The 22445-nt window shown below is 44.3% G+C and carries 19 protein-coding genes; 5 read left to right on the forward strand and 14 right to left on the reverse strand.

All coding sequences use genetic code 11. The features are described 5' to 3' along the window. Positions 1 to 99 precede the first annotated feature (99 nt). The 6 genes from KUV50_RS07945 to KUV50_RS07970 form a co-directional block, all read right to left on the reverse strand. A complete protein-coding gene (locus tag KUV50_RS07945) occupies positions 100 to 1464 on the reverse strand; it encodes a sensor histidine kinase (protein ID WP_222579590.1) in 1365 nt (454 codons plus the stop codon). Continuing rightward, positions 1461 to 2147 carry a response regulator transcription factor gene (locus KUV50_RS07950; RefSeq protein WP_222579591.1) on the reverse strand — a complete coding sequence of 229 codons (687 nt, stop codon included), beginning with the start codon at positions 2145 to 2147 and terminating at the stop codon, positions 1461 to 1463. The genes KUV50_RS07945 and KUV50_RS07950 overlap by 4 nt, the downstream gene beginning before the upstream one ends. Positions 2148 to 2233: 86 nt before the next feature. Continuing rightward, positions 2234 to 2611, reverse strand: coding sequence for a hypothetical protein (locus tag KUV50_RS07955; RefSeq protein WP_222579592.1), 378 nt, complete (start codon positions 2609 to 2611; stop codon positions 2234 to 2236). A gap of 1 nt (position 2612) precedes the next feature. Beyond that, positions 2613 to 4028, reverse strand: a complete 1416-nt coding sequence (rlmD, locus tag KUV50_RS07960) for a 23S rRNA (uracil(1939)-C(5))-methyltransferase RlmD (protein WP_222579593.1) — start codon at positions 4026 to 4028, stop codon at positions 2613 to 2615. Further along, on the reverse strand, positions 4021 to 5895 hold the full coding sequence (locus tag KUV50_RS07965; RefSeq protein ID WP_222579594.1) for an OmpA family protein: 1875 nt from the start codon (positions 5893 to 5895) through the stop codon (positions 4021 to 4023). The genes rlmD and KUV50_RS07965 overlap by 8 nt, the downstream gene beginning before the upstream one ends. Positions 5896 to 6013: 118 nt before the next feature. Further along, positions 6014 to 7036 (reverse strand): hypothetical protein, encoded by a 1023-nt coding sequence (locus KUV50_RS07970; RefSeq protein WP_222579595.1) that lies wholly within the window; start codon positions 7034 to 7036, stop codon positions 6014 to 6016. Between the two features lie 278 nt (positions 7037 to 7314). Between KUV50_RS07970 and pth the strand changes: the two genes are divergently transcribed. Continuing rightward, positions 7315 to 7887, forward strand: coding sequence for an aminoacyl-tRNA hydrolase (gene pth / locus KUV50_RS07975; protein ID WP_222579596.1), 573 nt, complete (start codon positions 7315 to 7317; stop codon positions 7885 to 7887). 50 nt (positions 7888 to 7937) lie between these two features. On the opposite strand, the gene KUV50_RS07980 is transcribed toward pth, so the two are convergent. Next, positions 7938 to 8804 (reverse strand): mechanosensitive ion channel domain-containing protein, encoded by an 867-nt coding sequence (locus KUV50_RS07980; protein WP_222579597.1) that lies wholly within the window; start codon positions 8802 to 8804, stop codon positions 7938 to 7940. Positions 8805 to 8899: 95 nt separating this feature from the next. Between KUV50_RS07980 and KUV50_RS19395 the strand changes: the two genes are divergently transcribed. Next, complete coding sequence (locus KUV50_RS19395; RefSeq protein ID WP_261395055.1) at positions 8900 to 9496, forward strand: TraR/DksA family transcriptional regulator; 597 nt, start codon at positions 8900 to 8902, stop codon at positions 9494 to 9496. A gap of 134 nt (positions 9497 to 9630) precedes the next feature. Here the strand turns inward: KUV50_RS19395 and KUV50_RS07990 are convergent, their stop codons facing one another. Continuing rightward, positions 9631 to 10815: an aspartate aminotransferase family protein gene (locus KUV50_RS07990; RefSeq protein WP_261395056.1), complete on the reverse strand. Its 1185-nt coding sequence runs from the start codon at positions 10813 to 10815 to the stop codon at positions 9631 to 9633. 62 nt (positions 10816 to 10877) lie between these two features. On the opposite strand from KUV50_RS07990, the gene KUV50_RS07995 reads away from it, so the two are divergent. Beyond that, on the forward strand, positions 10878 to 11579 hold the full coding sequence (locus tag KUV50_RS07995) for an SIMPL domain-containing protein (RefSeq protein ID WP_222579598.1): 702 nt from the start codon (positions 10878 to 10880) through the stop codon (positions 11577 to 11579). A gap of 435 nt (positions 11580 to 12014) precedes the next feature. Here the strand turns inward: KUV50_RS07995 and KUV50_RS08000 are convergent, their stop codons facing one another. From KUV50_RS08000 to uvrB, 3 genes are all read right to left on the reverse strand, one after another. After that, positions 12015 to 13436, reverse strand: a complete 1422-nt coding sequence (locus KUV50_RS08000; RefSeq protein ID WP_222579599.1) for a SusD/RagB family nutrient-binding outer membrane lipoprotein — start codon at positions 13434 to 13436, stop codon at positions 12015 to 12017. Between the two features lie 12 nt (positions 13437 to 13448). After that, the gene (locus tag KUV50_RS08005; protein ID WP_222579600.1) at positions 13449 to 16547 is read right to left on the reverse strand and encodes a SusC/RagA family TonB-linked outer membrane protein; all 3099 of its coding nucleotides are present in this window, start codon (positions 16545 to 16547) and stop codon (positions 13449 to 13451) included. A gap of 101 nt (positions 16548 to 16648) precedes the next feature. Further along, on the reverse strand, positions 16649 to 18658 hold the full coding sequence (uvrB, locus tag KUV50_RS08010) for an excinuclease ABC subunit UvrB (RefSeq protein ID WP_222579601.1): 2010 nt from the start codon (positions 18656 to 18658) through the stop codon (positions 16649 to 16651). Positions 18659 to 18796: 138 nt separating this feature from the next. On the opposite strand from uvrB, the gene KUV50_RS08015 reads away from it, so the two are divergent. Next, entirely contained in the window at positions 18797 to 19150 is a 354-nt protein-coding gene (locus KUV50_RS08015) for a DUF488 domain-containing protein (RefSeq protein ID WP_222579602.1), read from the forward strand. 81 nt (positions 19151 to 19231) lie between these two features. Here KUV50_RS08015 and KUV50_RS08020 read toward each other — a convergent pair whose 3' ends face one another. Then, on the reverse strand, positions 19232 to 19918 hold the full coding sequence (locus tag KUV50_RS08020; RefSeq protein WP_222579603.1) for a lipoprotein signal peptidase: 687 nt from the start codon (positions 19916 to 19918) through the stop codon (positions 19232 to 19234). Positions 19919 to 19930: 12 nt separating this feature from the next. After that, a complete protein-coding gene (pdxA, locus tag KUV50_RS08025; RefSeq protein ID WP_222579604.1) occupies positions 19931 to 21010 on the reverse strand; it encodes a 4-hydroxythreonine-4-phosphate dehydrogenase PdxA in 1080 nt (359 codons plus the stop codon). 79 nt (positions 21011 to 21089) lie between these two features. Between pdxA and rsmA the strand changes: the two genes are divergently transcribed. Then, positions 21090 to 21860 carry a 16S rRNA (adenine(1518)-N(6)/adenine(1519)-N(6))-dimethyltransferase RsmA gene (gene rsmA, locus KUV50_RS08030; protein WP_222579605.1) on the forward strand — a complete coding sequence of 257 codons (771 nt, stop codon included), beginning with the start codon at positions 21090 to 21092 and terminating at the stop codon, positions 21858 to 21860. Positions 21861 to 21874: 14 nt separating this feature from the next. Here rsmA and KUV50_RS08035 read toward each other — a convergent pair whose 3' ends face one another. After that, positions 21875 to 22420 carry a hypothetical protein gene (locus tag KUV50_RS08035; protein ID WP_222579606.1) on the reverse strand — a complete coding sequence of 182 codons (546 nt, stop codon included), beginning with the start codon at positions 22418 to 22420 and terminating at the stop codon, positions 21875 to 21877. Positions 22421 to 22445 lie beyond the last annotated feature (25 nt).

Here is a 22445-nt window from a genome sequence, read left to right on the forward strand (position 1 = left end):
GCAGTACATCAATGGCTGGATTCCAAAATTGGCATATTACATAGCCCCATTTTGGGTGGTGTTGAACTTTGGCGGGTTAAATGCTCCTGGTTTGAACCCTCAAAGGAACTGAACTTTAAACACATTGAGATCATTCGCAGGATTGGAATAGCTTATCGTCCCCTGGTGGTAATCCATAATCTTTTTAGCCAGAACCAGTCCCAGTCCAAACCCAACCTTTCCTTCACTGTTGCGCCCCCGAAAGGAATGTTTAAATAGGTGAGGCACCTCTTCCGGCGTGACGGGAGGGCCGATATTGGAAATGGAAATAAGGAGTCTTTTAGCTTGGGAACAATCAATAAGTAGTTGTGCATTGGGTTCACTTCCATAGCTGATGCAGTTGATCATAAGATTCTGAAACGCTTGCTTGATGAGCATCTTGTTGGCCTGCAAGCTCAGCCGATTGTCATCAAACTTAAGTGGGAAAAAGTTAATATCAAACCGAAAGTGAGGATATATCAATTGCAATTCCTGAACAATATCAAACAGAACCTCATCGATACGTACTTCCGAGGTATGGGTTTGTTCTCCGGATTCAAATTTGGAGATCTCCAGAAAAGTATTAATAATCTCTCCCAATGACTTGGTGTTTTTAATCTGAACATCCAGCACGGCTTTCATTTCATCAATATCTGCGTACGACTTGGTGCGTTCCAGTTCGGAAACCAGGACCGCCACGGGGGTCTTCAGCTCGTGGGAAATATGATGTATCGCATTTTTCTGAAAGGCAAAAGCTTCATGAGTTCTTTTCAACAGATCATTGAACCGTTCGGTGAGGTGGTTCAGTTCAAAAGAAGAGGTGTCTGGTGTCAATAAAGAAATATTTTCACTAGCCAGGTCATACCGGTTCATGCGGTCTGCCAGTCGTTTAATCGGTTTTGAAATAATGTTGGACAGATAAAGCGACAACAAGATCACGATCACCGAAATGGCGACAAAAATCGCAATAATGACATTTCGCAAAAAATACAACTTGGAATAACCAAAAGCGTCCAATGCTTTACTAATGGCATAATACGACTTTCCGTCTCTTTCCCGATAAACTCCCACCAGATCATAGTCGCCTTCTTTGGTCTCTACCCATTGCCTGGCTGGGGACAGCTTCGTGAGTATACTGGTCGTCTGGTGAATGGGCAAGGAGTCCAGGCTGGAGAATATCAAATTCTTTTGGCTATCGAATATGAGTAATTTTTCATCATAAAAATCATGGATATCCTGCGCATCCAGCATAAGTGCAAGTTCTTCGCTCATCTCTTTGAACTCCGCGATCAACCCAATGGTATATTCTATTTTTTTACTTTGAAGCTGCTGAAATTCTTCTTCCCGGTACTCAGAAAACAATACGTAAATAACGGTCAAAGAGATGGCGGACAGTACGATGACCGTGATCGAAAAATAAACAAGTATTTTGTTCCTTATTTTCATTCTGTCTCAAGATAGTACCCGTAGCCGACTTTTGTTTTTATAATGTTTTTGCCAAATGGCTTATCAAGTTTGTTTCGTAAAAAATTTATGTACACCTCGACGATGTTGGTATTTGCCTCAAAAGAGCTTCCCCATATTTCTTTAATGAGATCCTTTTTGGAGACGACTTCCCCCTTGTGCCTGCACAGCATCAGCAGTATCTGGTATTCCCGGGGAGTAAGTGCAATCTCTTCGTCTTGTCGAAAGACCTTTTTCTGACCGTCCTGAATAACGATATCATGGATTTTTATTGTTGAGTGTTGACCGGGTGCATGAATGTTATTCCGACTTCGCCGGGTTAAGGCATTTACTCTCATTATCAACTCCCGCATAAAAAAAGGTTTGGTCAGATAGTCATCTGCTCCACAGCCAAAACCCTTTACTTTATCTTCCAGTTCACCAAATGCTGTTAACATCAACACCGGAGTTACTGCATCGAATGACCTGAACTCGCGGCACAAATCAAACCCAGTCATGCCAGGCAGGTTTACATCCATAATCACGCAGTCGAAAGTCGTTTTACGAAGGATTCGTTCTGCCAACAGACCGTCAAATACGACTTCTGTGACATGGTCTTCGCCCGAAAGTGCTTCGCTGATGTTTTTGTTCAGGGTCGGGTCATCCTCAATAATGAGAATCTTCATAATTGTAAAATAACCTGTGGTTAAGTAATGAGATAAAGTGTCGGAGCTCTGATCGAAAGATAAAACTTCCAGCCTCCTTCTATATTCTAATTATCCGAGAAAGGCATTCCCTGGATTGGCGGAAACGCGAATTGTGCCACAGTTCCATCCAACAGCAGGATACAGAAATAAGAAGATGGATCTTTGTAAACTTCTTTAAAATCCTCTATCCGGGAAGGATCCACTACATTCTTGGCCACCAACTCTTCCAGCGATGTAGCATGTACATACCAATCCTGCTTTTGATCGATGGATTCATACAACTGCACACCCAACTCGGGCAAAGTTTTTGAAAAAACGAAGACTGGAAATTCCGATACAGCACTGTCCAGTATCACCTTCTGTGCTTCCCCAAGCATTGGCTTAAACCGCCCGTATTGGTTTTGAAAATCGCGTATTACTTCTTCTTTGTGAGTTGCCATCATTTTAAACATTTTTTATATGCAGCAACGCCACATTTTCTATGTGGCTGGTATGTGGAAACATATCCACCGGCTGCATGGCTTTACATTCATATCGATCCATCCATACCGCCAGATCTCTGGCTTGTGTAGCTGGGTTACAACTAACGTATATTATTTTTTTTGGTTCAAGCTGACCGATAAATTCAACAACATCCGGGTGCAGGCCTGCTCGCGGAGGATCTACGATCAATGTGTCCGGCACGCCGTGCTGATCTATAAACTTCTGAGACAACACTGCCCGGACATCCCCCTGATAAAAATCACAATTCTCAGCCCGGTTAATCGCTGCATTTACACGCGCCCACTCCACAGCTTCTCCTACCTCTTCGACGCCAATCACACGACCGACCTGATCAGCGATATAAATTCCAATACTTCCCAAGCCGCTGTATAAATCATAAACCGTCTCCGATTTAGAAAATTCGCCATAACGAAGCACCTGGTCGTACAATCGACGGGCTTGTCGCGTATTGGTCTGAAAAAAAGATTTCGGTCCAATCCGGAAATGCTTTCCACCCAACTCCTCAGTAATGTATGCTTCTCCTTTGAAAAGATGCACTTCTAAATCAAAAATGCTATCATTTGCTTTAGGGTTGATGACATACTGGAGTGAAGTTATGGCAGGGAACGCTTTGTCAACGGCAGAAAGCAAATTTTGTATCGCTTCTTCGTTATTTTCTTTGACGATCAGTACGACCATCAAATCGCCGGTCTCGGTCGTCCGAATCATCAGATTCCGCAAAAACCCGCGCTGGCTCCGCGGATTGAAAAAGCTTAAGTCTGCTTCGATGGCTTTTTCTTTAATGAAGTTGCGAATAGCATTGGATGGTTCGGGTTGTAACAAACACTCGTCAATATCCAATATCTTATCAAAACGACCCGGTCTGTGGAAGCCTAAAGCCCGGCGTTCTTCAATGCGGTCATCGCTGTTCATCTCTTCTTCCGTGAGCCAGCGTTGGTCGGAAAAAGTGAATTCCAGTTTGTTGCGATACCTGTATATCTCTTCACACCCCAGGATGGGTGAAAATAATTCGACCTCAAGTGCACCAATGCGTTGCATAGCGTCTCTGACCGTCTTTTCTTTGAGCTCGATTTGACGATCATAGGTTAAATTTTGCCATTTACATCCGCCGCAATGGGCAAAATGACGACATGGGGGGTCTGTCCGATCTTCAGAGAAGTGCAAAAATTCCTGGACATGGCCCATCCACACCCCTTTCTTCTTACGGGTCAACAAAGCGGACACCTGATCACCCGGGACGGCATCGCGTACCATAAACACTTCCCCTTCCGGAGTCCGGCTGACGGCCATCCCTTTCGCTCCGATATCGACAACCGTTCCTTCGACCGTCCGTTTCTTTTTTCGTTTTCTACTCATTCGTAATTATTCTTATTTCTGTTCTGCGATTTCGTTGCCGTCCTTCCACGGTCTCATTGGTGGTTAGAGGTTGTGATTCGCCCATTCCCCGAGCTTCGATCCGTCCGGGTGCTACGCCTTTCCTCACCAAAAAGGACTTAACGGCTTCCGCACGTTCCTGAGATAAAATCTGATTATCCGAAGCCTGGCCGACGCTGTCTGTATGTCCCCACAACATGATGGTTAATTTCCTGTTTTTAAGCAGATAGTCTGCCAACTCATTCAATTCTACGTCAGACGACTCGAGTAATTGTGATTCACCGGATCTAAAATGTACATTCTCCAAAATAATCGTTCTCTCGTCCTGTACAGGTGCCATCTGGATGGTATCTGTTATATCTTGGTTAATTTTTTGCTCCAGGATTTTCTTGTAGGAGTAAATTCCATAATCCTTTCCAGACACAGTAATACCATAGGTCCGGTTCCCGCTGATCAGAAAAGCGGTATGCCCTTCGGAATCTGTCACGCTACTGCGGACCAATTCATTTTGAGTCTTATCATATACCTGTACTGAAAAACCCTGAAGTGGATTCAGGGTGGCCGAATCAACGACGATCATTTTATAAAGCAGTGCGGGGCGTGGCTGTATGGCACGATCTACCTCAAAGGAATACAAATCAAACTGCCCATTTCGTGCGGAGGAAAAATATCCGGTTTGCCCTGATGACTCAATAAACACGCCTTCTTCGTTTTGTAGACTATTGATCGGATACCCCAGGTTGACAGGCTTTGACCATTGATTTCCATGCAACCGATGCGCCATAAACAAATCACGTCCGCCAAATCCTGGCCAATAATCTGAAGTGAAATACAAAGTATACTCATCGGCATGTAAAAATGGATTTTCTTCGTTCCCCGGTGAATTAATTTTCGGGCCGAGATTGATCGGTTGGATCCATCTGTTTTCCCTCCACACGGACAGCCACAGATCTCTGCCGCCATAACCACCCGGGCGCTCACTGCTAAATACAATCACCCGGCCATCCGGCGATAAAGTGGGCTGAGAATCCCAATGGCGGGTATTAATATCAGGCATTAACGAAGGGGAGGTCCATCCCGTATCACTTAACCGGGAAAAGTATAAGTCACATGATCCCACGCCTTGGGGCCGATTGCAAGCAGTAAATACGAGCAAGTGACCGTCGCCTGAAATAGCAGCTGCTCCTTCATTGTCCGGGGTGTTGAATATGTCCATGGGTCGCGCCGGTTGCCATTGACCCTGCCGCCATTGACTCTCATAAAGATCCTCCTGATCCGCTCGCCGGGTGATGATCAAATTTCGACGATCATATGTCATACTGATTCCAAGTTCATGATTATCGGTATTTATAGCAGCAGAAAACGGGTTCGGATAGAACTGTCGCGGTACCCTATAGAGACTATCAGCCACCGTGGCGCTTCTTATAAAATAGGCCAGTCGATTTTTTATTTCGGGTTTTGGATTCGCTACCAGGTCAAGATAGGTGCCCATTGCTTTTCCGGCTTCTAAAAATTCATGATTCTGCCAGAGACTTTCTCCCCATTTCACATACAAGTATGGGTTTTGACGGGTAGTATCCCGTTCAAGCGCTTTTTCAAAAGCCTCGGAAGCTCGTCGGGGTTTATCCTGTCGTAGCAGGGTAGACCCTTTGAGGTCAAAATAGGACTGATCCCGGGCCGATTCTTTAATAAGGTCAAGGCACTTCAATGTCTCATTCCAATCCCCCTCCTGGAACAATGCCAGGCATTTGGCAAGCGGAATATCCGGACTCTTCTCCACACGACCTACCTGCTGGGATGCCCCACATCCATACAACAGAATTCCACAAATCAGCCATATCATTCTCATTGTTACCAAACGATCTATAAGGATCAACTATTTCTTCGAGACATTGCTCCTTTTTGCATTTCTTTTATCCAACTCCCTAGAAAGGGGGGACAAACAGTAGCACCTTTTGTCTACGGGTCTATCTATTGTCCAGGATGCCTTTGGCCCGTTTATTCCCCAGTTTGACAGCCCGTTTCAGATCAGCGAGATGGCCATTTTTACCCAATTCTTTCTTGCTTAAAGACATTTCCAGGTAAATATCGCCGTCCGTGACATACTTTTGTCCTTCGGAATCAATTTTTAAGGCGTCTTTGAGTGCATCCAGGGCACCTTTGTGGTTATCCAGTTTTTTCAGTACCAACGCATACTTAAATAAAGAAGCCTTCACATGACGGCTATTTCGGCTTTCCGGGCCAAAATCACGTTTATTGAAAAACCGTAATTCGAATTCCGCCTTTTTGTAATCTTCCAGATGCATCAAAGAGTCTGCTTTAAGACGTCGGGCATGCCAGTGAATATCCTGCAAAGCCAGTGAATACTTGATCGCCAATTCCAGATCTTTCAATGCTTCGTCATATTCTTTGCGTTTCATTTTGAGTCGGGCGCGTCCGAGATATGCAGCGGCGTTCGTTTCATCCCACTTTATAGCTTTCGTAAAATCTCGTTCCGCATCATGAAATTTTTCAAGGATATAGTTTAGATACCCGCGACGTTCGTAAGCCTGGGAATGTTTATCATACAGTTCAATAGCAGTAGACAACAAGTCCATGGCTTCCTCTTCCTTCCCTTCTACTTTACTTAACTTTTTCCCTTCCTGGTAATTCTTTACTACTGCCTTATCGCTTTTGGGTTCGATCCAGGCAAAATGCATTAGGTTTCCATCCTCGATCATCCAGGCACCAATATTCCCTGAAATGGCAAATTGAGCCGTGTATGTGAGTAAACTAACGGTGGTTTTCCAGGCTTTTTCTGTCACATTTATAACCGTTCTGGGAATTTCCATTGTCATGGTCTCCTCACTAAACAACTCTTCTTCCTCAAAAATCAATTCAATGGATTTATGGTAGTTATCCACACGGTGACGAAACATCTTCAATCCTTTTGAATAACTTCGTGGATTATCAAACTCTATCTTTCCTTGAAAGATACTCTTGTGAAACATAGGAACTATTTTACTTTTTACTATTGGAAATCAGGTAGTCATCTTGACTAAAAAAACCTCCATCCTAAATTGAACCGGAATTATATACCGTTCATTTGATTATGAAATACATATAGAAGTATAACAAAAATAAGGAGTTAATCCTTACTATAGCGGGTAAAATCAAAACAAATTTTTTTACTCAGACTTCCACTGGTGTAAAACGTGATTTGCAGGATCAAAGTTTCCATAAATTACAGCATCATTGTCAGAAGTTAAAACATAAGCAAATACACCATATGAACCACAAAAAATTTTTAATCATCGGGCTGGGCAATCCAGGTTCCAAATATGAAGATACCCGCCACAATGTGGGGTTTCTCGTAGCAGATCAATTGAGCCGGAATTACAAAGGCCACTGGGAAGATGAACGACATGGGTTTTTGTCACAAATCAAAATCAAGGGCCGTTCTGTTTACGTTCTAAAACCAACAACGTTTATGAACCGCGCAGGTAAAGCTGTATCGTACTGGGGCCAAAAACTAAACCTGAAATCACCCGATCAGATCCTCGTCCTTGTCGATGACATTCACCTTGATTTTGGCGTCTGTCGCTTGCGAAAAAAGGGAAGCTCCGGTGGACACAACGGGTTGAAGGATATCGAAGAAAAAATGGGACGACGCGATTATCCACGAATTCGCATAGGGATAGGTAATGACTTTCACGCCGGGCAACAAATCAATTATGTTCTGGGTGAATGGTCCTCCAAAGAAAAAGAAGAACTACCTTTTATTCTTGATCAGGGTGTAAAAATGGTGCAAAGCTATGTCACCGTTGGTGCAGACTTAACCATGAACGAGTTCAATAAATAGAAACTAACCATGCAGCGGTCAGCCGCACTTTGTTTATTATAATGCGGCCGCTATTTTAAATCACGGGCATGATTAACCGCGTTTGATTTGACAAAATTGACCACACGGCGAACCGTCTTTTTTCGTATTTCTTTTTCAATGTTCCGGTTCATCCGCTTGAGTATGTATTGAAATTTTAAAGAAATACTTTCTGCATGAATCTTCTCAATACGTAGATAGTAGCTGTCTTCTTCGATGTACGGTTTAAATTCATCCAGGATCTGCACCAGTGATCCTTCCAGGTCTTCAATGGTATTCAGAGATATGAGTTGCATCTCAAAATCTATAGTGACCTTTTTACTGGCTTTTCGGGTATAATTTACGATCTCATTGGAAAATGCTTTGTTGTTGGGCACGGCAATGATATCGTCATCATCGCTGAGAAGAAGAATCTTGCTCAGCGTCATATCAATGACTTTTCCTGTCAGATCGCCGGTCTTGATGTAATCATCGGTTTTTATGTAGGAAGAAAAACTCAAAATTATTCCGCTAATAATGTCGACTATATAATCCTTAGTCACAATAGCGATGGCCGCTGCCACTATGCTTATCGAAGTGAAAAAAGTACGAAAATCCACGCCAAACAGCGCCAGAATCATAACAAACACTCCCCCAGCCAGAAGAATGTAATACAAGTTTTTGAGCCCCAACGTAACATTATCATTATGATCTGATCGCATCTTTTTTCGTCCCTTATACCCCCAAATGACAGCACGATAACACAAATCTACAACCAGCAGATACACCAACAGTCCCGATATGACGCGAAATCCGTGTTGTACGGTCATGGATTCTGGGAGAAAACTCCACAAGAAAAACGTTTCATTGACCAGGAAAAGCAACAAAAGCACTTTTATTACATTATATAACACAGACATGGGCTAAAAATTTATTATGCGCATGAACTTTTTATTTCGAAAGAATATTACATATTTGCAAAGCTAATTAGAAATTATATAATAATCAGAGAATTATGGCAGAAGAGCATGTACGTAGCCGCTACTCCGATAAAGAGCTTGAAGAATTTAGAGCTATTATCGAAGACCGGTTGGAAAAAGCCAAAATACAGTTAGAAAATATACAACAGCAGATTTACGAAATCACTGAAAACGGGGGCGATGAACACGGTGGAGACTGGGTGGATGACTCCGGATTCAACACCGACATGGAACTTCTTAATACGATGGCTATCCGTCAGCGAAAATACACACAGGATCTCGACAATGCTTTGGTCCGGATTCGAAATAAAACCTATGGCATTTGTGTCATTTCAGGAAAGCTGATTCCCATTGAACGCCTTCGGGCAGTGCCCACGACCACGAAGTCCCTGACCGTCAAAACGGAAGAACAGGCAAAAGCTCAAGCTAAGAAAAAACACCGGGTTAACAAATTACCATATGTCAAAAAGCGGGAGGTGATTAGTAAAATCGTAAAGAAAACACCACTGGATCCTAGCAAAGTCAAAAAACAGCCAAAAATCACCCTCGACGACGATGATGATGAAGACTATTTTGATGATGACCTGGAAGTAGATGAAATCGACTCCTCCGGTGAAGAAGATGACGATTAGTTGTTTTTGATGAATTAATTAGATCAAGCCTAAAGCTTCCTGTGCCGCCTTGCCGGCACAGGCCAAGCCTCGAAAACGCTATAAACCACATGCACGAGCTGGTTTGCACGGTCTGCCTTCCCCCCAATACTCACCTACAGCTCACCGTTCATCACATGTAAAATATCATCACATACTGCTTCCAGTTCTTCCATGGTTATAGTCAAAGGGGGTGCCAGACGCAGGCTTTTCTCATTGAAAAGAAACCAATCCATGATCATTCCCCGGTTCAGACATTTAGAAATAACTGCATGCATCACCGCTGGTGATTCTACTTCGATCGCCGCCCATAGTCCTGCTGTCCGCAATTCTTTGATTCGTGGATGGACCAGTTTTGATTGAAGGAGCTTCTCTTTCTCCGCAACCCGATCCATCAATCCGCTCTCCAGCAGAGTCTCTAAGGTAGCGTGGGCTGCCGCACAATTAACCGGATGCCCGCCAAAAGTCGTCAAATGCCCCAATACCGGATTTCGAGTAAAATGCTGCATGATCTCCCGGTCGCTGATAAACGCGCCGATAGGCATTCCACCTCCCATTCCTTTAGCGATCAGCATGATGTCAGGTACAACATTGTACTTTTGGTAAGCAAATAGCTTTCCGGTCCGACCAAAACCGGTCTGTATTTCGTCGAAAATAAGAAGCGCTCCTTTTTCCTTCGTTCGTTGCCGAAGCTTCGCAAGATACTGTGGATCCGCCGCATATACACCACGTTCGGCCTGAACCGGCTCTATAATGACAGCTGCGGTGTTCTCGTCAATCTTGTCAAGATCGGGAACTTCATTTAACCGGATGTGTTTTACACCGGGCATAAAGGGCCGGTATGCCTGTGTGAAAAAAACATCACTGTTGAGTGCCATCGCGCCTGTCGTACTGCCATGATAAGCCTGATAACAACTGATAACATTCGGGCGGCCGGTATATCGGCGGGCCAGTTTAATAGCTCCTTCGGTGGCCTCGGCACCAGAATTGACAAAATAAACACTATTCAAAGTTTTATCCAGCTGATCCGTTAACAACTTGGCATATTCCACCTGAGGAGACAAGACAAATTCGCCATAAGGAAGCGTATGCATATACTGCCCAGCCTGCTGTTTTACAGCATCCACCACTGCCGGATGTTGATGCCCCAACACACTGACACCGATACCACTAATCAGATCCATATATTTCTTACCCGATGCATCGGTGAGGTAAAGACCGTCCGCAGATACAATTTCCAGCCCCATCGGTTCTGGGCTGGTCTGCGCCACATGTCTTAAAAATAAATTCCTTAAATTCATGCTATTCTATTAATCTTTAACGTTTCAAAGATTGTTGTTCGATCACAAACATACATAAAAAAATGAGTCGTAATTTCATCCCCGCTGCCTTAATCCTTGGAATCGCCGTAATTATCGCCAGTTGGATTTTTGGAACCAAATTTTATGAAAGTCGATTTTCAGATCGCTACGTTAGTGTCAAGGGCTTGTCAGAGATGGAAGTCAAAGCTACATTGGCCTCCTGGACCCTGGAAAGCCGGATTGACGGCCCTTCCTTTGAGAATGTCAAACAAGAGGTCAATAGTCAGGCCAATATAATTTTGAATTGGCTGCAGGGAAAAGGTTTTACCAAAACTGAAATAAAAATAGAAGATGTATCGGTTAGCCGCAACTATTATCAGCAAGGGCAACCTCCGTTTAATGGTTCCGTCCGGGTAAGCTTACAAACAAAGAATGTAGACTTGCTGGAGGAGATATCAGGTTTGACCACCGAATTGCTAGACCAGGGGGTATTTTTAAGCGGCGATCGATGGTCCAACCGTCCCAGATATTACTTTACAGGGGTGAATGACATCAAACCAGAGCTTTTACGAAAAGCTACTCAAGCAGCTCTGGAATCTGCCGAGCAATTTGCCGACAATTCAGGGGCAGAAGTGGGTGACATCAAATACGCAAACCAAGGGATTATTGTATTGCTTCCAGGCAACCGGATTGAGGAATCCCACGAATTTTACAAAGATAAGATCGCCCGCGTGGTGGCTTCACTGGATTATTACATTGAATAAAAAAATTGGCTGCACCAAAAGGTTGATGCAACCAATTTACTACCAACTATGAAAATCTAATGTTATGGGTCGTTTTACACCCACGCACTTGATCGGCTTTTGTAAGAAGGTAGATTTCACCACTCATCAGTATATAAATAACCAACCTGGGTAAATTGTTCATTTCCAACAGATCCGGATTAGATGTCCCATGTTGCACCCAATGTCCAATCCCATTGGGGGAGGGATATATGGATCTATACGTGCGTAATAGACAATTGGATTTATGACCTATGGATTATTTCGGATGATCTGTTATCCAAAGCGATGCAGGAGCTTCGGTCTCCCGGGATAATCTTAAGCGAAGTTGACCAGTCTTTTAGAGCAGTCTTCTAGAGGTGTGTTTTATAAAACCAAACACCGCATGAATACTCATTCACCATCAATAAGTAATCATCATTTTCCGTCCCAAAATACCGGATCGGTCAACCCGCCAATGGATGGTACGTTGGAACCATTCCGACTTTTTTCCGTATCTGGATACTCCAACCTTCGGATGTAATCATTGAGATTAGCATTCGCCGGCAAATCAAAGTCCGTGTATTGATAATCAAAGCGACGTGCATCGTTCCAAGTTTCAGGCTGAAGGAAAAGCGCAATATATTTTTCATCCATAATGTTCTGCAGAGTCAATGATGAGCCGTCCAGATCAGGGTATTTATCCTGAAAATATGCTGTGATGGCATTTTCATCCACACCCACTTTCTCCATATTGGCACGGATAGCGGCCCTAAACGCGCCTAGTGCTCTATCCATATCATCTGACCGAAACGCTGCCTCTGCTTCAATAAATTTTTGCTCTGCATAAGAAAACAAGATCAAAGGGGCATCCTCTGAAGAATAGAAGCCGGAAGTCTCCAGATAGACTTCTTCCTGAATGGTGCCATCTCCACGGCGACCTGCTCCATTTGGTGTACCTCGAAAAATCATTTGTCCATCTTCTTCAAACGGTTCTGTGATCAATGCCAAACGTGGATCGACGACACCAAAAGTAGTTCCATTCATTGCATCAACAATCTGCTCGGACATCCAACCATCGAGCACCAGGTTGTCATTATTGATTGCTGCCTGGGCCCAGGGGTTTCGGACATCAAAAAAGGTCAGCTGTGCATCATCGCTATTTCCTTCCAGGCCGTTGGACACTGCGCTTAGTACAGCATTGGGATCGTAACTGGATTTTTTCGTAAAATGATTGAGATAGCGCGCTTTTAAACCATGCGCAAGATTCAGCCATTGATCCATATTTCCCGAATAGATCAGATCTTTATCTGAAGCTGGTGATCCCGCATCTCCACCACTATTGATCAGACTAATAGCTTCATCAATCAATCCAAGTAGGGTATTGTACACTTGTTCTTCTGAATCATACGAGGGTTGAATGATTTCACCACTGAACCCGGCGGAATACGGAATACTTCCCCAAGAGTCGGCAGCCATAGCCAGGTTTACAGCCATCATCAATTTACCAATCGCTTCATGATTACTGGCGTTAATCTCCTGAGAAAACCGAATAAGATCATACGCATCTGTCATAGTACCATACAGGTTGGCCCATCGTGACGAATAATCCACTTCTTCATAGGTGTCCGTGGGGGAGGATTCATTGGGCGAAGCAAAATACTGAACAAAGTAGTTCGTGTAGCTGGTAGCAACCCGATAATTATTGTATGGGGTCTGATAGGTGGTCCGCATCACCAGACCATCCAACGGTGCCTCTGTAGCCACGTTGGGATTTTCATTAATGTCCAGATAATCATCACAAGCAGTAAATACAACCGAAGTGGTAAAAACGATAAGTAGAATATATAGATTTTTCATTGTTGCTTTGTTTTAGAAGGTGACATTAATGGAAAATGTAAAGCTCCGTACTGCCGGATACGTAAACCCACCAAAGCCATCATCGGCATTCCCATTGCCCCGGTTACCTTCCGGATCAAATCCAGTGAACGGCGTACTGAGCCAAAGATTATGCCCTACTCCTGAAATACGAACATTTGAAACCGGAATATTCGCCAATACAGATTGTGGCAGCCTGTAACTCAAGGTCAGGTTACGCAACCGGACCCAATCCGCATCTTCGATAAAGTTCTCCGTGATGCCCCGGTACACATTCCGGTAAAACCCGGCTCCATAGCTTTCTCCATCGGGTCCCACACCTTGTCCCTTGAACACTGATTGGGTGTTCACACTGCCATCAGCGGTCACGCCTTCAAACACGACGGTCTCGTTCCGGTCTTCGGTAAAAGGAGAGATTCCAAATGCAGCCATAAAGTTACTCTGCTGATTATACTTTTGAACGCCCTGTCGGGTGTCAAATAAGGCTGATATTTCAAAATTAGCATACGCAAATCGTGTGGATACAGAACCAAACCATTTTGGTTGCGAGTTTCCGAGAATAAGTTGCTCCCGGTTTCTTACAGGAAAACCGTCATCGCCGATCAGGATGGGCTGTGAGTAATCGGGTGTTTGCCCCTCTTTAGCATTGTACCGGGCATAAGAGGTTCCATACAGGTTCCCATAAGCTTGACCAGGAATAAGTTTTAAGGATGCAGTAGCCCCTGAGTAGCCATAACTAGAACCTAAAAATATCTCATCAACTCCTTCGATAATTTCAATGACTTCGTTGTTGTTGGAAGTGAAGTTCAGCCGTATATTCCACAAGGCTTTTTCTGTTATAATCGGATTCAGATCCAAACCAATCTCCACCCCTCTGTTGCGTATACTCCCTGCGTTGAGGATAAAGGTTGAAAATCCCGTAGCGAGCGATGTCGGCACAGGCACGATCTGATCTTCACTCAGGTGATTGTAAAATGTAAATTCCAACCCGGCTTTACCACCCAATGCTTCCAAATTGAATCCAGCTTCGAAGGTGGTGGTTTTTTCCGGTGAAAGATCCGGCGCTCCTTTCGTATTCCCCCGTGTAAATGCCCCGATGTCATCGGTCGCATACACCGTGCTTAGACGATAGGGGTCTGTATCTTTTCCGATGGTTGCATACGACAACCGTAGTTTCCCGTAATCTAAGAATCCGTTGAAAGGTTCAAATTGCTCTGTGAACACATAACTCAAACTTGCCGACGGATAGAAAAAAGAGCGATTGGATACGGGCAATGTCGAGCTCCAGTCGTTTCGGCCGGTGACAGTCAAAAAGTACGTGTTCTCATACTCAAGCAATAATTCACCAAAAGCACCCACGATCCTTTTGTTAGTCAGATTGCTTGATGATGACAATGTTTTTGGATTTACATTATTCAAGCTGAACCAATCCCATACCGCAAGTTCGCTGCCACCGGTAGTCACCCGGTTATAGCTCTGATCCAACAAATCATGGCCTATCAGAAAATTGGAATTGAACTTTTCTGAAAATTGACGATTAAAATTCAATATGAGGTTGGAATTAATGTCCCGGTTCCGGATACGTGTCTCGGTTACGAAACCCAGTCCATTGTCCTCGTGAACATTTTCACCTTCGATTCCTGTTGGTGCCGGGGCACGGAGAAATCGAAAATCTGAATACTGATCCAGGCCTGCTTGATAACGAATATTGAACCAATCGGTCACATCGTATTGGATCGTAAAGTTCCCGATGTATCGATCCACATCATCGGTGAATTTATTGGTCTTCGCACCATAGGTGGGATTGTTCCCTCGCTTGCCGTCATTCCGATACCCTTTCATGGTTCCGTCGGGGAATTCAAAGTCAAGCACATCGCGGCGCGGTGCCCAGTAGGTCAGGCTTTCATTGTAGCGGTCCGCATTGACCCGATCTCCGCCGGAATTGACATAATTGATTCCTGCCGTTAACTTAATCTTTTCAGTAGCCTGCATGGTTCCATTAAACCGAGCAGATAAATTTCCATAGTTGGAAAAAGGCACCACACCGACATGATCCAGATTTGACAAAGAAAGCCGAAACGTTGATTTATCATCTCCGCCTGACATGGCGAGCGTATGCCGCCATTTATGCCCCTGCTGATAACCGTTTTTGTAATTATTATATATTTCTTCGGGATGGGACGGGTCCTGTGCCCGAGCTTCTTCAACCGTCGACCCCCAGCTTGGCCAAAATGAATTGGGATCGTAAACCCCGTTGTATCCCTGCGTAAACTTATCCTGGGTCTCAGGATATTTGTTTATATTTTCAAAACCAAAGGAGGAAGTCAGATCTACCTTCAGGCCGCCACCGACGCCCTTTTTTGTGGAGATAATGACTGCACCATTTGCGGCACGTACTCCATACAATGCAGTGGCTGCACCACCTTTCAGGATACTCATGGATTCTATATCATCTGGATTGAGATCACCTACGCGGTTTGACATGGTCCGGCTGGATCCCCCGCCTACGGTATAGGTAGAATTGTCGATGGGCACACCATCTACTACAAAAAGTGGCTGATTATCGGCATTGGGATCCAGAGAATTGATCCCGCGAATGATAATTCGGGCCGATTCTCCGGGGCCACCACCGCTACCGGATATCATCACGCCGGTCGCTTTACCCTGAAGTGAGTTTAGCAGATTATCATCGACCGCTAACTCCAGGTCTTTGCTTTTGATTTCATCGATGGCATAACCAAGTCCACGGTTGCGCTTGCTACGTCCCAGTGCAGTAACCACAATTTCATCGAGCTGATTACCCTCTGAGAGCACAACATTAATCTCAGTTTGACCCTTTATTTCGACATCTTTTGATTGATAACCGACATAAGAGAACCGCAACGTCTGACCTTCGGAGGCCATGATGGAATATTTTCCATTAAAATCTGTTACAGCGCCGTTCCCCGTCTCTACAACGAGGATGTTCGCAGCTATCAAGGGTAGTCCATCTTCATCGGTGAGCTGCCCTTGGATTTGGCGATCTTGGGCCGAAAGGACAAATGGAAGGACAAGAAAAATAAACAAGGAAAATCGTGTAGTTAGTTGATCCATCGCTTTAACATTTGTGGGTAAAATTAACACAAATAAAATTAAAACCGCGAAAAAACGTTAAGATAAACCAAATTACATCCACTCCACAATCGTACCAGAGGTTACAACCGCTTTTTAAGCGCTTTCATTTCATCTCTATACTGAGCAGCGGTGATAAAATCCAGTTCCTTGGCAGCTTTTTTCATATTGGATTCTGCTTCTTCAATAGCTTTTTCGAGTTGGTCTCTATTCATATAATCCAACACCGGGTCTTCCGCGACCAGCTGATTCTCTTCCGGTCCTGCATACGCTTTTTTACCCCGGATATCCAGTATAGAATGGGCACTCAAAATCTCCTCTTTGCTCTTCGTGACGGTTTGGGGCGTAATACCATGCTCCTCATTGTAGTCCATTTGTTTTTGCCGACGACGATTGGTTTCATCGATGGTATTTTGCATGGACCGGGTCATCTTATCTGCATAAAATATGACTAAACCGTTGTTGTTCCGGGCTGCGCGGCCTGCTGTTTGGGTCAAGGATCGCTCATTTCGCAGAAAGCCTTCTTTGTCCGCATCAATAATCGCTACCAGGGAAACTTCAGGGAGGTCCAACCCCTCCCGCAACAGGTTGACACCAATGAGCACATCAAAAATTCCCAAGCGAAGCTGCTGCAGAATCTCCACCCTTTCGAGGGTATCCACTTCGGAATGGATATACCGGCATTTTATATCTAGTTTTTGCATGTAGTCGGTCAGTTCTTCAGCCATGCGCTTGGTCAGGGTCGTTACCAGAACCCGTTCCCCGACCAGGATCCTTTTATCGATCTCATCAAGGAGGTCATCCACTTGATTGTAACTGGGACGAACTTCGATCGGTGGATCCAGCAAGCCGGTTGGCCGAACAACCTGTTCGACGATTACACCTTCGGTTTGTTCAAGTTCGTACTCAGATGGCGTCGCACTGACGTAAACGATCTGATTCGTCATCCCTTCGAATTCCTCAAAACTCAATGGTCGGTTGTCCATCGCCGACGGAAGCCGAAATCCAAAATTCACCAAATTCATTTTCCGTGCCCGGTCTCCGCCCCACATACCACGGATTTGTGGAATCGTGACGTGACTTTCATCAATCACGGTCAAATAATCATCCGGAAAATAATCCAATAAACAGAATGGCCGACTGCCCGGCTGTCTTCTGTCAAAAAAGCGGGAATAATTTTCTACACCGTTGCAATAGCCCAGTTCACGAAGCATCTCAATATCAAAAGTCACCCGTTCATGAATCCGGCTGGCTTCAAAATACCTGTTGTCTGCCTCAAAATATTTCTCTTGCTCGTGCAGTTCATCTTCAATTTCCCGGATGATTTGCTTCATCCGATCTTTCGGCGCCAGATACAGGTTTGCTGGAAATATAGCAGCGTGTTCCAACCGCTCGATACTTTTTCCGGTTTCAATCTCCAAACGTTCGATCTCTTCGATCTCATCACCAAAAAAGGTAACCCGGTAACCATAATCCACGTAAGGCAGATTAATGTCAATCGTATCTCCACGAACCCGAAAGGTCGCCCGGCTAAATTGGTGTTCGGTTCTGGAATACAAACTCCCCACTAATTGATGCAAAAAAGAATTTCTGGAAATCACTTTCCCTTCGTGAATCCGAATAATCCCGGTCTTGAAATCTTCCGGATTTCCCATACCATATATGCATGACACCGACGCAACGATGATTACATCCCGCCGACCTGATAACAACGAAGAGGTAGCTCGCAGTCGAAGCTTATCCACTTCCTCATTGATCGAGAGGTCTTTTTCGATGTAGGTATCAGAAGATGAAATATAAGCTTCCGGCTGATAATAGTCATAGTAGGAGACAAAATATTCGATCGCATTGTCCGGGAAAAACTCAGTAAACTCCCCGTACAGTTGCGCCGTCAGCGTTTTATTGTGCGTGATCACCAACGTCGGTTTATTCACATTGGCAATCACATTAGCCATGGTGAATGTTTTTCCGGATCCCGTAACCCCTAGCAGCACCTGGGCATCTTCACCGGATTTTATTCCACGGGTTAACGCCGCTATCGCTTGCGGTTGATCTCCGGTCGGTTGATATGTAGATTCTAATTTAAAAGCCATAATGTGGATACCAACACGAAACAAAACCATTAGTTCCCGCTCGCTGTTTATTTTTTAAAGGTTATTGAGTTATTGAGTCGAATCACCTATTAACTGATGACCAATAACGAACATCAAAGTGGGCAAAAAACCAATACTATGCAGATCAAAATCAAAAGAATTTATGACGACAAAGGCTCGAACGATGGCATCCGGATTCTGGTGGACCGGTTGTGGCCTCGGGGAGTGAGCAAAGAAGAGGCCAATCTCGACGAATGGTGGAAAGAGATAGCACCGAGCGATGAGCTTCGAAAATGGTTTGACCACGACGAGGACAAATGGGCAGAGTTTAAGAAAAAATACAAGAAAGAACTGGACGATTTAAGCTCGGAATTAACGAAAAAGTTAGACGAGCTCGACCTTCGTAAAACGATCGTTCTACTTTATGGGGCAAAAGACGAAAACCACAATCAGGCGGCGGTGCTCAAAGAATATCTGGAGGAGGAGGTCTGATTTCACGAATCCGGACAGGTTTCAGGCAATAGACATTAGCCCAGCGATTTTCACCCGCTGCAAATTCCTTTTACCACATGCTCATTCAGTTTCTACCGGTGCCAGGTTTTCAGTTTTTGTTTTGCTTTCTTCATTTTCGCTTTTCTTGTCCAGGCTACCGGAGAAAAAATTTCGGTAGAATATCAGAAGTGTGACCATTCCTATAAATATACTGGAATCAGCTACATTGAAAACCGGACGAAAGAATTGGAACATATTCCCCCCCACCAGTGGAACCCATTCCGGCCACACTGTATCAATCATAGGAAAGTAAAACATATCAACCACCTTGCCATGCAGCAGGCTGGAATAGCCCCCTTCCGGCGGCATAAACTGAGCAATTCCTTCCGGAGTGAAACCACTCTCAGAAAAAATGACACCGTAGAATACACTGTCAATAATATTCCCTACCGCACCGGCAAAAACCAAGGACAACGCCAGGATCATCCCCGTATTTTCTTTCCGACGAATCAACGTATTAATAAAATAAGCCAAGACCGCCACGGTGACAATACGGAAGGTCGTCAAGGCCAGTTTGCCCCATTCGCCTCCCAGGCTGAGTCCAAATGCAGCGCCATTATTCTCTACAAAATGAATGTACGCCCAATCTTGGCCAAGAATAGGGATCTGTTCGTGGTAATAAAAATGGGTTTTGATGTATATCTTAGAGACCTGATCGATCGTAAGAATAATCAACACCAAGATGGTTACTTTTAATCTACGGTTCACGCTTTTACTATTTTATTCTTCAAACTCGGAAGGATCAAAATCATCGCTCCCCTGGTGAATATTTTGTTTTTGAAGTGGGTTTTCGTTCCAAGTTTTATAGTTCCTGCGGTGACGAATCGTGTCAATAGCCAGGTACAACGCCTTCCGCATCGACTGTGGATCAGCTTGGTTTTGCCCCGCAATATCAAATCCGGTGCCGTGATCCGGTGAGGTTCGCACTACCGACAACCCTGCTGTAAAATTAACGCCCTGTCCAAAACTCAACAACTTAAACGGAACCAAGCCCTGGTCGTGATACATGGCTAAAATACCGTCATACTTTTTGTATTCTCCACTGCCAAAAAAACCGTCTGCTGCGAAAGGACCAAAAACCAATTGGCCTCGCTTCTTGCTTTCTATAACCGCCGGACGTACGACCTGATCATCCTCCTTCCCGATAACTCCTCCATCTCCGGCATGCGGATTCAACCCCAATACCGCAATCAGTGGTTTTTCTTTTCCAAAATCCTCAATAAGCATTTGATGCATCAGGTCCAGCTTTTTTCGAATCAACCCTTTACTGATCGTCGAACTCACTTCGTTAATCGGAACATGATTCGTCACGAGTCCGATGCGCAGATCATCCCGAACCATGCACATCAGCGATTCATCGGCTTCCATAAACTGCGTAATGTACTCGGTATGCCCCGGGAACCCAAAATTGACTTTTGCCATGGCCTGCTTATGGATTGGTGCCGTTACAATAGCATCAATGTCTCCCGATTTCAGATCCTGTGTGGCTTTTTCCAAGGACAACGCAGCATATTTCCCCCCTTCAGAGGTAATCTCACCCAACATGATGTTGACATTTTCTGACCAACAATTGAGAATATTGACCGTATTTTCCTTTGCATATGCGATGGTCGAAAGATTCGTATAATCAAACGATCGAGGTTCCACGATGTTTTTGTGATAAGAAACAACTTTTGACGAGCCATAGATCACAGGAATACACTGATTGAAAATACGGTCATCTGACAACAATTTTATGATAATTTCAGGTCCGATTCCATTTACATCTCCTATTGTGATCCCTATTTTAGGCTTGTACATATATTAGTATTACTTTAGTCCGCTCGTTTTTAACAACGCAAAGTTAACAAAAAGCATATCATGAATTGCAATTAATCCTATGAAGGCAAAGAAATCTTTTGGGCAACACTTTTTGATGAACACCCACCTGACGGCGAATGTTGCCCGCATCATACAAGAAAAAAATGCTTATAACCGAATCCTTGAGGTGGGACCCGGAAAAGGAATCTTGACCAGAGATCTGCTTAAAGTGGCTTCGCAATTCAAAGCGGTGGAACTAGACCGAGACATGATTGATGTTCTAATTTCAGAGAACATTCTCACAGCAGACCAACTCATCAAAGAAGATTTCCTTCGTTTGAATCTGACCGAAGTTTTTCAAGGTCAGGACTTCACTCTGGTGGGCAACTATCCCTACAATATTTCCTCCCAAATCGTGCTTAAGATGATCAATCACCACCCCCTGATCCCATTCTCCATGGGGATGTTTCAATACGAAATGGCCAAACGAATTACCGGCTCCGTAGATTCTAAAGACTATGGCTCGTTGTCTATACTGACCCAGCTTTATTATGATTGTAAAATAGCCTATCGGGTAAAGCCAGGCAATTTTACGCCACCTCCCAAAGTCCATTCTGCCGTGGTGCAGTTTACCCGAAAAAAAGAATTTCCGGATTTGCCCGTTTCTGTGCTGGAAAGATATTTACGCCGGGCTTTTAATCATCGGCGTAAAAAGATTAAAAACAACCTGCATTCAGAACCGGAACAAGAGGTGCTAAGCGAAATGGGGTTGTCCGATTTACGCGGGGAGCAAATCCCAATGGATGTGTTTGTAGAATTGATTAAGAAAATCCACGAATTAGTTTCATAACCGTGTCAGAACAACTAAAACTCCTGATAAATCAGCCGATCATAGGCTTCAAAATCCTTGATCCCCACTTCATCTTCAGTCCCGGGATGAATGGCTATAGCTTTCTTTCCCTGTTTGACCGCTGACTGAGCTTCGAGTGGCCCTTCACAAAGATGAAAATGGTTTTTTATCGTTGAGTCACCAGCCCCTATTATGCCAGCCAAATCCAGATGATGGTCCGTTTCGCTGACATCATCTACCTGTTGAAATAACTGCAATTCGGGACGCATCCGATGTACGTAATCCAACATATCCGGAAAGCGACTCAGAACCCCGGCAACAGAGGAGTGCTCTATGATCTTCCGGATCTGTTCTTCCTCAAAAAGATGGTCAAATGAACAGATTATATCTGAACCTTCCACCCATTCGACAATGGCCTCCCAAGCTGGCTGGGTGATGGGGTATAAAGAATCCGGATTAAAGTCAAAATGCAGATAATCCACACCAAGTGCCGTAAAATACCGCGCATCGGTCAGCGTCATCACGCCTAAAATAAAGTATCGGACCGGTTGATTTTCCATTTCGATTATCGTATTTTGGCGACAA

Source organism: Membranihabitans marinus (assembly GCF_019802045.1).
GTDB lineage: Bacteria > Bacteroidota > Bacteroidia > Chitinophagales > Saprospiraceae > Membranihabitans > Membranihabitans marinus_A.